Origin of the sequence: Nostoc sp. EspVER01, assembly GCF_034530635.1 — a bacterium.
Lineage (GTDB): Bacteria > Cyanobacteriota > Cyanobacteriia > Cyanobacteriales > Nostocaceae > Nostoc.
Genome location: NZ_JAVRCS010000008.1, coordinates 51,761 through 64,740, shown reverse-complemented (window position 1 = coordinate 64,740; position 12,980 = coordinate 51,761). Strand labels below are relative to the sequence as shown.

14 protein-coding genes are annotated in these 12,980 nt (G+C 43.6%); 8 read left to right on the top strand and 6 right to left on the bottom strand.

All coding sequences use genetic code 11. From position 1 onward, the window contains the following. Window positions 1-647: 647 nt before the first annotated feature. The 3 genes from RMX69_RS09345 (at window position 648) to glgA (ending at window position 4,370) form a co-directional block, all read left to right on the top strand. Window positions 648-1,385: a phycobilisome rod-core linker polypeptide gene (locus RMX69_RS09345; RefSeq protein ID WP_322637262.1), complete on the top strand. Its 738-nt coding sequence runs from the start codon at window positions 648-650 to the stop codon at window positions 1,383-1,385. Between the two features lie 433 nt (window positions 1,386-1,818). Next, window positions 1,819-2,790, top strand: a complete 972-nt coding sequence (gene hemC / locus RMX69_RS09340) for a hydroxymethylbilane synthase (protein ID WP_322637261.1) — start codon at window positions 1,819-1,821, stop codon at window positions 2,788-2,790. Between the two features lie 137 nt (window positions 2,791-2,927). Beyond that, window positions 2,928-4,370 carry a glycogen synthase GlgA gene (gene glgA / locus RMX69_RS09335; protein ID WP_289795390.1) on the top strand — a complete coding sequence of 481 codons (1,443 nt, stop codon included), beginning with the start codon at window positions 2,928-2,930 and terminating at the stop codon, window positions 4,368-4,370. 242 nt (window positions 4,371-4,612) lie between these two features. Here glgA and RMX69_RS09330 read toward each other — a convergent pair whose 3' ends face one another. Further along, a complete protein-coding gene (locus tag RMX69_RS09330; protein WP_322637260.1) occupies window positions 4,613-5,884 on the bottom strand; it encodes a HEAT repeat domain-containing protein in 1,272 nt (423 codons plus the stop codon). Between the two features lie 183 nt (window positions 5,885-6,067). Further along, a complete protein-coding gene (locus RMX69_RS09325; protein ID WP_099099549.1) occupies window positions 6,068-6,250 on the bottom strand; it encodes a hypothetical protein in 183 nt (60 codons plus the stop codon). Between the two features lie 225 nt (window positions 6,251-6,475). Between RMX69_RS09325 and RMX69_RS09320 the strand changes: the two genes are divergently transcribed. After that, window positions 6,476-6,715, top strand: coding sequence for a hypothetical protein (locus tag RMX69_RS09320; protein WP_322637259.1), 240 nt, complete (start codon window positions 6,476-6,478; stop codon window positions 6,713-6,715). Window positions 6,716-6,747: 32 nt separating this feature from the next. Then, window positions 6,748-7,656 (top strand): HEAT repeat domain-containing protein, encoded by a 909-nt coding sequence (locus RMX69_RS09315; RefSeq protein ID WP_289795386.1) that lies wholly within the window; start codon window positions 6,748-6,750, stop codon window positions 7,654-7,656. A gap of 157 nt (window positions 7,657-7,813) precedes the next feature. Here the strand turns inward: RMX69_RS09315 and RMX69_RS09310 are convergent, their stop codons facing one another. From RMX69_RS09310 to RMX69_RS09295, 4 genes are all read right to left on the bottom strand, one after another. After that, window positions 7,814-8,419 (bottom strand): HEAT repeat domain-containing protein, encoded by a 606-nt coding sequence (locus RMX69_RS09310; protein WP_289795385.1) that lies wholly within the window; start codon window positions 8,417-8,419, stop codon window positions 7,814-7,816. 257 nt (window positions 8,420-8,676) lie between these two features. After that, entirely contained in the window at window positions 8,677-9,171 is a 495-nt protein-coding gene (locus RMX69_RS09305) for a bleomycin hydrolase (RefSeq protein ID WP_289795384.1), read from the bottom strand. A gap of 78 nt (window positions 9,172-9,249) precedes the next feature. Continuing rightward, window positions 9,250-9,807, bottom strand: coding sequence for a bleomycin hydrolase (locus tag RMX69_RS09300; RefSeq protein WP_289795383.1), 558 nt, complete (start codon window positions 9,805-9,807; stop codon window positions 9,250-9,252). 280 nt (window positions 9,808-10,087) lie between these two features. After that, the gene (locus tag RMX69_RS09295) at window positions 10,088-10,258 is read right to left on the bottom strand and encodes an NblA/ycf18 family protein (RefSeq protein WP_416211620.1); all 171 of its coding nucleotides are present in this window, start codon (window positions 10,256-10,258) and stop codon (window positions 10,088-10,090) included. 293 nt (window positions 10,259-10,551) lie between these two features. Here RMX69_RS09295 and RMX69_RS09290 point away from each other — a divergent pair, with 293 nt between their 5' ends. From RMX69_RS09290 to RMX69_RS09280, 3 genes are all read left to right on the top strand, one after another. Further along, window positions 10,552-11,169, top strand: coding sequence for a phycobiliprotein lyase (locus RMX69_RS09290; RefSeq protein ID WP_094349981.1), 618 nt, complete (start codon window positions 10,552-10,554; stop codon window positions 11,167-11,169). Beyond that, complete coding sequence (locus tag RMX69_RS09285; protein ID WP_322637258.1) at window positions 11,170-11,712, top strand: hypothetical protein; 543 nt, start codon at window positions 11,170-11,172, stop codon at window positions 11,710-11,712. 437 nt (window positions 11,713-12,149) lie between these two features. Then, window positions 12,150-12,917 carry a phycobilisome rod-core linker polypeptide gene (locus RMX69_RS09280; protein WP_289795381.1) on the top strand — a complete coding sequence of 256 codons (768 nt, stop codon included), beginning with the start codon at window positions 12,150-12,152 and terminating at the stop codon, window positions 12,915-12,917. The last annotated feature ends 63 nt before the right edge of the window (window positions 12,918-12,980 follow it).

The window sequence follows — 12,980 nt, the reverse complement described above, 5'->3', positions numbered from 1 at the left end:
AAGAAGTCTATTTTTAGCCGCCTGTTTCAAAATACTCACTCAAGTGGAAGGGTGTTTGGTTAGTCTGTAGAAAAATTTAAAGCCATCATCAGAATTGTATATAGACAGGTTTTAGGAAATTCCTATATTATGGGAAGTGAGCAAATTAATGTTCTTGAGTCGTAGTTTCAGCAAAGTGAAATCAGCGATCGCAAGTTTATCTGTTTAGTAGCAAAGGGCAATTGAATTAAACTTTAGGCATCTCTTCAGTTGCGCTCCCATCAATGCGTAAATCCAGCTACCATGTCAATTAATCAGACAAGTTGTTGCTTGAGCAACTTGTTAAAGGTATATAAAGTTCCACTACAGCCTACTATTACTTTGTCAAGTTAATCTTGAAGGTTTGTAGTAAGCACTTTAGTGCTTAGAAAATAAGGAATGAAGTCCTTACTACGAACTTAAATTTGACATACTACTAGTCAATTTTGCGGTGGTTACAACTCAAAGCGCTAGGAACTGGGGATAAGGGAGACAAAAGCAATCAATAAATGCCCTTCAGGAGTGCTGAGGTGGTAATCTTCAGAACTTGGAACTGACTCAACGCCTCGCTAACGGAACTGTTTTGCCTCATACATAATGCCCAATCCCTTCAAATTTATAGCTCTAATATGCCTATTCCATTGTTAAGCTATTCCCCTTCATCTCGAAATCATCGTGTATCTGGATATGAGATTCTTGGCGACGAGCAACCTAGAATTTATACAGCCGAATATCTGCAATCATCACTAGAAATGGATGCCTTGATTAAGGCAGCCTATCGCCAGGTTTTCCACGAACAACAGATGCTAGATAGCAACCGCCAAACCTGTCTAGAATCACAACTGAGAACTGGTCAAATTACAGTCAGGGATTTCATTCGAGGATTAGCAATATCTGATGCATTTCGGCGACTTAATTACGAAAGCAACAACAATTACCGCTTTGTGCAGATATGCGTACAGCGCTTATTGGGTCGTGAGGTTTACAATGAACGCGAAAAACTAGCCTGGTCAATTGTGCTAGCTAGTAAAGGACTGTACAGGTTTATCGACGATTTGGTGGATAGTGAGGAGTACATGAGTAACTTTGGTTACAATACAGTCCCCTATCAACGGCGACGGATTTTACAGGGACACTCTCTAGGGGAATTACCTTTTGCCAGAATGGCTCGTTATGGCGAAGATTATCGCGATAAATTGCCGCTTCCCTTGACGAGAAAGCAGGTTGAGCCTTTTAATTTAAAGACCTTCTTACGCAGTTCTGACAGAGATGTGGTGTTATTGCTATTAGCTTCGACGCTGGCACTGATTGTCTTGTTTAGTTTGCTGACTACATTTGGTTATTTCCCAAAATTTGGTGGGTACTAGCTGAAACTTGAAGGTGTAGCGATCGCCATTATGAGCGATCGCTACATCCAAGCAGTCAGAACTTTACAAACAGCTAAAAACACTCAACACTGAATTAGAACACTGCCTTCAACAACGGACTCAATAGTTAGGGAACTCCAAGAAATAAATCATCCATTATTGTGGGGTGGGCGTCTGGGCGGGCGAGACGCCCACCCCACAAGAGTTAATTGGATATTTTTTTTATTTGGAAATCCCTTAGCTAAAGTCCGCTCACAAGGAGCAATGAAAATTCCTTTTCCCTATACTTCTCATATTTGAGATTTCACAAACAAGTTTTTGGTAAAGAATTGTAATCCAAAATCCCAAATCTAAAACCCAAAATTCGTATGAGTCCCTGACTACGGTAGTCTAGATGAGAGTGAATTTATCGCCTCCTTTGATATATTGTTTTATGACTTCAGTTGTTTCTAGTCCCCCACGCACTATTCGGATTGGTTCGCGCAAAAGCCAACTTGCTCTGGTTCAAACCTATTGGGTACAAGAGCAGCTCCAGAAAAGCTTTCCTGATATCACTTTTGAAGTCCACACCATGTCTACCCAAGGCGATAAAATCTTGGATGTAGCATTAGCTAAGATTGGCGATAAAGGACTTTTTACTAAAGAACTTGAAGTTGGAATGCTCAATCAAGAGATTGACTTTGCCGTTCATTCTCTCAAGGATCTGCCGACTCACTTACCAGAAGGGTTGACGTTAGCAGCAATCACTGAACGAGAAAACCCAGCCGATGCATTAGTTGTGCATGAAAAGCACAAAGATAAACAAATCGATACGTTGCCAGAAGGTGCGGTAATTGGTACATCTTCTCTAAGACGTTTAGCACAGTTACGCCATCACTTCCCTCACTTTACATTTAAAGATGTGCGGGGAAACTTGATTACACGGTTGGCAAAACTGGATGCAGGTGAATACGATGCTTTGATTTTGGCAGCCGCAGGATTAGAGAGATTGGGAATGGGCGATCGCGTTCATCAAATCTTATCCAAAGAAATCTCCCTCCACGCGGTTGGGCAAGGAGCTTTGGGGATAGAATGCCGTGCTGATGATAGTGAAGTGCTATCTCTACTCAAAGCAATTGAACATACCGAAACACGCGATCGCTGTCTTGCCGAACGATCTTTTCTCCGTTCTCTAGAGGGTGGATGTCAAGTACCTATCGGTGTAAATACAGAAATATCGGGTGAGAATTTGACCTTAACCGGGATAGTCGCCAGTGTAGATGGTCAAAAGTTCGTAAAAGATACCGTCACCGGACTTGCCAATAATGCCGAAGCACTAGGCACAGAACTAGCAGAACTGTTGCGGCAACAGGGAGCGCAAGAAATTTTATCAGAAATTTTTGCGGTGATTCAGCGCGGTTCCTAAGCAATTGGGCAAGCCAATGTGATTAGATAAGAATTGATCGCCGTTGCACTAAATATGTGCCAGACGCGACAATTCGCGTTGGTCGGGATTTCAGAAAGTTAATTTGACAATATAGACTCAGGGAAGCAAAAATTACCATGCGGATTCTATTTGTTGCAGCAGAAGCAGCACCCGTTGCGAAAGTAGGAGGAATGGGTGATGTTGTCGGGGCATTACCCAAAGTCCTGAGAGAAATGGGGCATGATGTGCGGATATTCTTGCCTTACTACGGCTTCCTGCCAGACAAAATGGAAATTCCCCAAGAACCGATCTGGTGGGGAGATGCCATGTTCCAGCACTTTGCAGTATATGAAAGTATTCTGCCTGGTACTGATGTTCCCTTGTACTTATTTGGACATCCGTCCTTCATGCCGCGCCGCATCTATTCTGGAGATGATGAAGATTGGCGGTTCACATTGTTTGCTAATGGTGCAGCCGAGTTCGCCTGGAATTACTGGAAGCCAGATATTATCCATTGTCACGATTGGCATACAGGGATGATTCCCGTGTGGATGCACCAAGATCCTGATATCACCACAGTGTTTACCATCCATAACCTGGCTTATCAAGGGCCGTGGCGTTGGTATTTAGAAAAAATTACTTGGTGTCCCTGGTATATGCAAGGACACAACGTCATGGCGGCGGCGGTACAATTTGCCAACAAGGTAAATACAGTTTCGCCCACCTATGCCGAGCAAATCAAGACAGCTACTTACGGTGAGACATTAGAAGGTTTGCTGTCCTTTATTAGCGGTAAATTATCTGGGATTATCAACGGTATTGATACCGAGGTTTATAACCCAGAAAATGACAAATATATTGAGCAAACCTTTACTGCTGATACTTTAGAAAAACGCAAAGCCAATAAAGTTGCTTTGCAACAAGAGCTAGGATTAGAAGTTAATTCCAAAGCCTTTTTTATTGGGATTGTTACCCGATTAGTGGAACAAAAAGGCATTGATTTGATATTGCAAATCCTCGATCGCTTCCTATCTTATACAGATGCCCAGTTTGTGCTGTTAGGGACAGGCGATCGCAACTATGAAACTCAGATGTGGCAATTAGCATCCCGCTTCCCCGGACGCATGGCAACTTACTTACTGTATAACGATGCCCTGTCTCGCCGGATCTATGCTGGTACTGATGCCTTCTTGATGCCCAGCCGTTTTGAACCATGCGGTATTAGCCAAATGATGGCTTTGCGCTACGGTTCTGTACCCATTGTCCGCCGCACAGGTGGATTAGTTGACACTGTAAGCCATCACGACCCTGAAAATGCTGCTGGTACTGGTTATTGCTTCGATCGCTATGAACCGCTAGACCTTTTCACTTGTATGATCCGAGCTTGGGAAGGCTTCCGTTTCAAACCGCAATGGCAAGAACTACAAAAACGGGGTATGAGTCAAGATTTTAGTTGGTATCAATCTGCTAAGGAGTACGTAAAGTTGTACAGATCGATTTACGGTTTGCCAGAAGAAGAAGAGACTCCAGAACCAAAGTTAGTTTTAAACGAAGCAGTCACTAGCACCAGTAGCAAGTAATATCATGTCCGCTTAGATTGCTTATTAAACCCAAAGAACCCCACCCCGCCAAAGCTACGCTTTGTCTCCCCTCCCCGCTTGCGGGGAGGGGTTGGGGGTGGGGTGTAATGACAGGCTGCTAGATCCCCGACTTCTTCAAGAAGTCGGGGATCTGAACACCACTAACCTCTTAAAACTTTTGCGATAGACCAGTAGCCGTAAAGCGTCTATGTTTATGTAGCCGCGACTTCCAGTCGCCAGCGCTATTGATTACTTGTCGCTTTCGCCCTAATTAGCCAATCACGATCGCCAGTACAAATTTCCCGACCGGAGGAGTCTCCTAAGCGGTCTAGCGCTAATAAACAAGCGTATTTCAAATCCCAAATCGGTGTATTCAGGCAAATTTTGATTTCAGGAATTGCTCGTGAATCACCCAATTCACCAAGAGCGATCGCACAGGCCGCACGAGATTTTTGAAACTGGGGTTCGCGGTTGTGCAGGTTTTCTATTAATAAATCGTAGGCGGGTGCATATTTTAGCCAGCCGAAAAGTTTCATCACATGATAATGAGCGCCATAGTCGTTATATGCTTTGTCGCCATAAGTTACTAAAAGTGCTTGGGGTGCTTCTTGTGGATAGATATCTAGTAAGGTTTTTGTCGCTAAATAGCAACGTCCAAAATCGGTTTCGTAGAGTTCGTTAATCACAAAATCTAGAACAGGGGTAGCATCATACTCATGTACTAGATCGAGGTCGTTGGGATGATCGTAAAGTACTTGCTCTAAGTAAGGTTGAATTTCTGTAAAGGTAATTTCACCACTGGGAACACCTGCATCCAAAAGCATCCGCAATCCTCGCAAGCGAAACACCAGAGATACAGGACAACGGGCAATTTCTGGGATGGCTTTGTAGTAGCGGGAATCAATCAGGTCTTGAATAGAACCGCGCCGTGCATTGACGCTAGAACTTTGCAGCAGCGCCATCACCTCGGTAATTTGGGAGTAGTCACCCGTGAAGCGACAAACTGTAGCGATCGCTGCACTACGGGTAGGTTCATCCTCAACTTGGGTAAACTTCCGTACACGTTCTAGGGAAGGCTGATAGTCAGCGTTAGCTAGAGTGTGAATAATGACTCGATAGATTTGATCTGGTTTATCGAGCAGTTGTGCCACCTCTTCGAGAATTTCTGGCTCTTTAGTGCCAATTTCCCCGATTGCCCACACAGTATTTTCAACAGTATAAATATCATCATCTTTAAGACATTGCCGAATTACAGGTAAAGCTGATTGTGCCTGTAATCGCCCCAGACTTTCCACAGCTTTGCGTCGGACAATGCGGTGGTCTAACTCATCAGGGTTACTGGTTTCAATTGCCCGCACCAAAGCCGCGATCGATTGCTCAGTGGGGAAGTTAATTAAATGGGAAACAGCAATATACTTATCAGAAGCGTCTTCGAGTTGTTCTAATGGTGTATCGATAATTGCGATCGCTTCTTCTTCTGTCAGCCCAAACATTTTAAAAAAACGTTTATCCATTGATCTATAAATGGCTCTTGGATAATTGCTTTGAAGTCACTTTTACTATCGTACTAGGGACTGGCTACTAGTGATTGGGGACTGGGAAGATGAAGCGTAGACGGGGCGAGTACAAAATAACGAGGTAGAGCCAAACAAACCAAAAAACCGCATCATCGCCCTCAAAAAAACTGTATAAAAAAGCTATTCATCCTCATCTCCTGCTGGTCGTTCGCTGTCACTTTGTTGGGTGTTCCACTCTAAAACAATACGCTCTAGCATTTCGGCCTGCGTACAGTTATTTACAGCAGCGTATTGCTTAATTAGCTCTCTTACTGTAGGACTAATGTGGCGTATATCTAGTGGGTTGTTTCTTGTCGTTTCCACGATCTTTTTCCAGAATGTAGTTGGGTTAAACTTTTGAAGATTTACGTCAAAAAGCTTTACCAGTGGTAACGCGATCTGAGAAGATCATAATATAGGCATTTGTCAGCTATTAGTTCAGTTGCCTCTTGCTAATTGTTCAGTTTTATGTAACAGCTAAACGTTGGTCTTTAGCGAGTAACCAATCGCACATCATTCATATAAACACATATTTAGGAAACCAAACTTATGGATGAAACCTCTGAACTCACAACAGCCAATAACATAACCGCTCAAGATGTAGCAGAAGTGATTGCAGAACTTGAGCAATATCGGGAACGTCTAGTTCAAGAAACTACGGAAACTGCAAAACGGGCTAAGTTGATGAAAGTAAGCGTTATGGCAAAACTGGAGCCTGAGCTTGCCAAGATTGATTCTGCACTCCAGGAACTCCGTAATCAACAGGCTGCCTTGAGTGGCAGCAACTAGTCATTTGTCTTGATAATTTAGCTAGAAATTATATGCTCAACTCCGAAACTCAATCCGGGGCAGATTCGTTAAATCTGTCCCATGCAGAAAGTGACGCTTTATTTAAAGCGGTGAGTGAGCAATTAAGCTTAAACACCTTCAACTCCGATGACCAAGAGCTAATAAAGCGGATGGTTGAGAGTATGGGAGACTCACGAGGCATGGTGAGGTTGAGTTTTGCAGAGGCTTTGGGTAAAATCGGCAAACCAGCGACCCCTTTATTGATGGAAGCTGTGGCAAGTCATCCCAACCCAGTTGTGCGGAGAGCCAGCGCTAAAACCTTGACACTGATCGCCGATCCGATCGCAGTTCCGACTTTGGTCAATGCCCTCTTAAATGATGAAGATATGGTAGTCAAAACCTCGTCGGTGGGGGGGCTGGCCAAAATAGGTGAAGCAGCTGTACCAGCATTGCTGAAAATCTTAGCGTCAACTGAGTATCCAGAAAGTGCCAAAGGTCATGCAGTATGGGCGTTAGGATTTATTGGTGCAGAAGCGAAGGAGCATTTATATCGAGAGATTAACTCAGACTCCGCTGAAGTTCGGGCTGCGGTAGTGGGTGCGATCGCTAAAATTGCTCAAGAAGGTACTCAAGAAGGAGCATTTAATATTTTAATTAATGCCCTCAACGATCCATCTGAAATTGTCAGGTGTGAAGCCGCAGCAGCTTTGGGTAGCCTCACCTATCGCTCGGCAATTCCTAGTCTTGTTGAATTACTACATCATCCCGATTGGGAAACTCGAAAAGCAGCGGCTCTGGCATTGATGAAGATTGGCGACGGTGCTGCTTTAGAACCCCTGCAAGCCGCATTAATGGAGGAAGAAGAAGCGGGGGTTCAAGCAGTGATGAAGTTGGCGATTTCTCAAATTGAGAGGCAGTTAGAGGAAGAAGCTTGGGAATAAAGCGATGGACAGAATATGACAAAGGTAAATGGAAAATGATCCTTACTTTTGACCAAGCTGCTTATAGTAGTCTACTAGCTGAAGTTTATCTAAATGTATGCGCCCTATTGGGATTGATAAAAGTAGTTGTAAGAGCGATCGCTACTCTCTCTTATATTTATCTCTTATATTTAATCACTTGATCTAATCGGGGCAAAGCACTCACCGCTGACTCCCGAACATAAGGATCGATAGATTCATCATTTGTCAATGCCGTCAGCACTTCCACCCCTCGGATATCGCCCATAGAACCGATTGCATTAACGATCGCCACAGCCACTGCAACATTATCTATTGTTTTCAGAGCTTCAGTCAAAATCTCAAAGGCGGGAGAACCAATCTCACCCAATGCCATTACTGATGCGATATAAACAACTGGATTTGGGTCATTGAGCGCTGTTTGCAATCCCTGTAAGCCCTCATTTGGGAAGGGAACATCAGGATGATTAGCCGCAACCTGTGCTAGAGCTTTAGCACAACTACCCCGAATGGTCGCATTATCACTATTTACTAATGACTCTACCAGTAGCGGTACAGCATCTATACCAATAGCACCCAGTGCTTTTACCGCAGCTCGACGATAGGTGACATCTTCTTCATCTAAAATACCCATCAGTCGAGGAATAGTATTTTCATCACGGACATCAGCCAGTTCCCACATGGCTCGTTCTCGCAAATTGGGGTTGGGGTGTTTTAACTGTGCAAATAAAGAATCTATTGTCATAAAAGAAAACTTCCCTGTTTAAATCCCCCAAGTTCAATCATTAATTACGAATTACGTTAGCGAGTCCGCGTACTCTTACAGAGAAGCAAGCTACGCTTTTAGCATCTCGTAGAGAGCGTCATTACGAATTACGAATTATTAACAACAGAGGGACTCTTGTTCAATCACTCAACCTGATACAGGCAAAGCAACAGACTGAGAGTCCCTGAGTTTTAGAGTATGACGATCACTCGTCTACGTCTAGTCAATCCCTATTACTATGAAAGGGAGTTGATTACGTAGTCAAGAAGAGAGCGGAACTCAACTAACGCTTGAGGAGACAAGTCGCGAGGAGAGCAAGCGCGATCGCGAGTATAAGTCAACGCGGTAACGTAGGGAGCGGTGGGCAGACCCAAAGAGCGATAAACTTCACGAGCACCTGCAATACCCCACTCATCCAAAGGACCAGTACCGCCCACAACTAAGCTGTAGTTGATCAAGCGTAAGTAGTGCTTGATGTCGCGGAGGCACTTGTCTTTCTTAACTTGAGTGTCGCCAGCTTCACCATCTTGGCTCAGGTAAGGATATTTCTTGAAGGCAGCATCATAACCTTCCTTAGCTACGTTATCGATACCAGAAGCTAGCTTTTCAGCAGCTTCTAGACGAGCATTAGCACGCTGAATGCTACCTTGAACGGATTCTAGATCGGAACTGCTTGGAAAACGACCTGCTGCATCAGCAGATCCAATAACTGTAGTGATAACTGATTTCATTGCTTTTTATACTCCAGATTAGATTTGATCGAGTTTTAATTTCAGTTTGCTTGGCTAACAGCCTTTAGCCATGAGCGATTAGCTCAAAGCAGAAATTACGCGATCGAAGTAGCTAGCAGCTTCAGCAGCTAGAGCAGAGCAGTCGCCTTGAACAACTTCTTGTTTACGGAACTTTTTACCAGCGTTAGCTTCAGTGTTGGTGTTGGTGATGTGAGCGACGCTGATAGCCTTCAGGATTTGGAAAGCCCGTACAGAAGAGCCAGTGGGTACGCCCAAAGCTGTGTAGGTTTCTTTCAAACCGTTCAAAGCACGATCATCCAATACGGAAGAATCACCAGCCAATAGTGCGTAGGTTACATAGCGCAGAACGATTTCAGCATCACGCAAGCAAGCAGCCATCCGGCGAGTGGGATACAAGTTACCACCAGCTTGTAGCAAACCTGTATTTTCACAAGCAATCCCAGCAATAGCATCAGAAACCGCGCAGCTAGCGTTGCTGGCGATCGCATTCACTGCATCAAGGCGCTTGTTGCCTTCAGCGATGAAAGACTTCAGGGCTGCCAAGTCAGCACCACCGATAGGAGCGGTTTTGGCATCAGCCGCAATTACAGCTCTGGAAAAAGCATCAAGAACCATGAGTTCTCCTTAATATTCACAAATGGCGGATATTATTTCTGGCGTGTTCTCGATCAGGTTAACTGTGAGTAGCCAAACAAAAACATAGGGGATCAATAGTACCCTAGTCTTTACTATGAGAGACAAAGTAATAATCTGTAATATTTACCTATAATTTTGGCTTTCCCGATCAAAAAATCAAAATTTAGCCGAAATTGGGCAAAAAAATTAAGACTTACGCATTTTTATGGAACTCTGCCATTGCGTAAGTCTTAAGGAAAAAATCTTGGTTTTTACTGTATCAAGCTTGTTTTAACAGATGTTTGACCAAATTATCTTTTACCATCATCTGCCGTAAAACTTCTAGTAAATATTCTTGAGCCTCTTGTTGACTCAAACTTTTTACTTGGTCTTTCAAATTTTGTAAGCGAAACTGTTGTTCTAAAGTTAATTCGACTGGAAAGTCCATCATTCACTCCTGTGATTGACTGAATCGAAAGGTATTTGTTGTTATTGGAAGACGATCGCTTTCTAATAGTCTAGCACTTGGACATTAAAATGTCTACATTGTCAAGCTATAAAGAACCATGCTTATAAAAGTTTACAATTACATAACAACACTTCTGTATCTCCTTTTTCAGGGTGTTTCTTGAAGCTGGCCGCTAATCGCTGTAATGTTTAGAATGTTTATATACCAACTACTCTAAAAAGAAAGACCTCGTAAAACATCATCCGCAGGAGTAATAAGTAGGAGTCAGAAGATTGATAGACGCAATGGAATTTTTTCAGCTAAGTGCTGGTAAGTGGCGATCGCAACGTGCAACTCATCATCTGGCGTTCAAGCGCTCAGAGATAGGAGAATCGGATATACAGGTAGAAACTCTCGATGCCGATCATCCAGAAATCATTGAACTGTGCCAGTATCATGAGATTGACCCCAGCCTTTCAGTCGGTGGTTCGCGTGTGCGTTGGCTAGGAACAATGGCTTGGGATCGAGAGGGTGAGGAGAATCATCAGGGGAAAACTATATTTGCGATCGTGCCTGATGGCGATAACCCAAGGCAAGGTAAATTACTCCGCGAAAGAGGCTACGCCGAAATAGTGCCTGTAGTCGGTCTTTTTCACATGGATGATGAAGATGGACTAGTGTTGACAACCGAATACGAAACAATGAGTTCCATTGAGCGATTCTGGTTCGCCAGCCCAAATATGCGACTACGAACCAGTACAGTCAAACGGTTTGGTGGCTTTAGCACCGCATCATTTTGTAGTGAAAGCCGCATTGAAACTTCTGTTGAGGTTTCTAGCCCAGAAGAAGTAACAGAAAAACTTGGGACGGATGTTCTGGAAAAAAGACAGTTTTATTCAGTTTTGGGCTGGTGAATGATTCTTAAGCAGAGCGATGCTTTTACTCGTGGGCAAGATTATCTGCGTCTGGTACAGGGACTTGCCCTAGAACCGGGTATGGTGGATGTGTTTGATAACCTGCGCGATCGCATCCCCATTTGCACTTGGATCGGCGAGAATATTAACGCTGTAAACGCTCAGATCAACACCTATCTGGAAGTTTGTCATGAGTGCTTTCATCCCCAAGAACGTCGCCAAATCCAAATTTTTGCAGTCCCCATAGCTCAATCCTTCGGCATAGATGGGCTGTGCAATATTCTCACAAACCCAATCACTATTCTGGTAGATGTTGGTCGAGTTGCACCTAGAGATTGGTTTGGTGTAGTTGTCCATGAATACGCCCATGCCCATCTAGGAGAGTTTGGTCACAATGAGCAGTTTGCTAGTATCCTATCTCATCTATGCTTAGGATTGGGATTGGAACCACCCTCCTGGCAGGCAGGAATGGAAGCAACTTTGCGTAGTTGGCCTTACTGTAAATCAACCATAGATCCCCTGGAATTTTGGATAGGTCGCTGACTCGCCGAGGGGGCAGGGGAGCAGGGGAGCAGGGGAGATGAGGGGACAAGGAGATAAACAAAACTCTTAACTCCTAACTCCTAACTCCTAACTCAGCACTCCTAACGCCCAATGCCCCATATTCTATTAATTTCTTTTGCTAAATGTTAAAAATTATTGCTTCAATTCAAAAAGGTGAAACTGAATCTCCTAATCTAAAATATGTGAATAAAATTTTTTAGTCGATTTACGTAGTCATTAAGCTAGAAGTCTGATTACCTATTTATTGATTAGCTATGGGTTGAATCCAGCAGACTAATCATTTATCCTACGAATACTTAAATTCTGCTTAGTTAAGTTTCGTGAAATTTTATCAGAATCTGAAGTTCTGATACAACTACTCCCTTAATATGTGATTAAAAGTTGTTAACTTTAATTAAGAACATGGAGGCTTTAGAGTGCCACTTCCTCTGTTAGAATATGAACCTTCAAGTCAAAATCAGCGTGTAGCTGGATACGAAGTACCTGGTGATGAGCAGCCCAGGATTTTTACTACAGACAATATACTTTCTCCGTCAGATTTAGGCGATCTGATCGAAGCAGCATATCGTCAAATTTTCTTTTATGCTTTTGCTGCCGATCGCGAAACATATTTAGAGTCTCAACTCCGTAATGGACAAATTACAGTACGGGACTTTATTCGTGGGTTGGTGCTTTCCAACACCTTTAAGAAAAGCTTCTACGACCTCAACAATAACTATCGCTTTGTTGAGCAAGTAATTCAGCGGGTTCTAGGACGCGATCCATACAGCGAGCGGGAAAAAATCGCTTGGTCAATTGTGGTCGCTACCAAGGGGATTGTAGGCTTTATTGATGAAGTGCTCAACACTGAAGAGTACCTGAGCAATTTTGGATATTCCACAGTGCCTTATCAGCGCCGTCGGATACTGCCATCCCAGTCTGCGGGTGAGTTGCCATTCAACATCAAATCTCCGCGATACGAAGATTATCACCGTGCCAAATTGGGTTTCCCCCAAATCATTTGGCAGGTCGAAGTACGCAGATTCCTTCCACAAGAGCAAAAGCCCAAGGCTGGCGATCCAGCTTTATTCTTGGGTTTGGCACAAAGTATCAATGCAACTGGCAATGCTCCACAACGGATCTCGCCATACAACATCGATATCGAAAAGTCTGTACCTTATCGGCAACTGTCAGGAATTAAATAACGATTTTTGGTCGGTGGCTGGCTAGTACATCCATTGGATCGTTTTATAGCGTGCATAAGTCTT

Bases quoted from the DNA above. Each gene is read 5' to 3' on its own strand.
- RMX69_RS09310 (WP_289795385.1), bottom strand. From the start codon at position 8,419: ATGACAATAGATTCTTTATTTGCACAGTTAAAACACCCCAACCCCAAT.
- hemC (WP_322637261.1), top strand. From the start codon at position 1,819: ATGACTTCAGTTGTTTCTAGTCCCCCACGCACTATTCGGATTGGTTCG.
- RMX69_RS09315 (WP_289795386.1), top strand. From the start codon at position 6,748: ATGCTCAACTCCGAAACTCAATCCGGGGCAGATTCGTTAAATCTGTCC.
- RMX69_RS09300 (WP_289795383.1), bottom strand. From the start codon at position 9,807: ATGGTTCTTGATGCTTTTTCCAGAGCTGTAATTGCGGCTGATGCCAAA.
- glgA (WP_289795390.1), top strand. From the start codon at position 2,928: ATGCGGATTCTATTTGTTGCAGCAGAAGCAGCACCCGTTGCGAAAGTA.
- RMX69_RS09285 (WP_322637258.1), top strand. From the start codon at position 11,170: ATGATTCTTAAGCAGAGCGATGCTTTTACTCGTGGGCAAGATTATCTG.
- RMX69_RS09320 (WP_322637259.1), top strand. From the start codon at position 6,476: ATGGATGAAACCTCTGAACTCACAACAGCCAATAACATAACCGCTCAA.
- RMX69_RS09345 (WP_322637262.1), top strand. From the start codon at position 648: ATGCCTATTCCATTGTTAAGCTATTCCCCTTCATCTCGAAATCATCGT.
- RMX69_RS09295 (WP_416211620.1), bottom strand. From the start codon at position 10,258: ATGATGGACTTTCCAGTCGAATTAACTTTAGAACAACAGTTTCGCTTA.
- RMX69_RS09330 (WP_322637260.1), bottom strand. From the start codon at position 5,884: ATGGATAAACGTTTTTTTAAAATGTTTGGGCTGACAGAAGAAGAAGCG.
- RMX69_RS09305 (WP_289795384.1), bottom strand. From the start codon at position 9,171: ATGAAATCAGTTATCACTACAGTTATTGGATCTGCTGATGCAGCAGGT.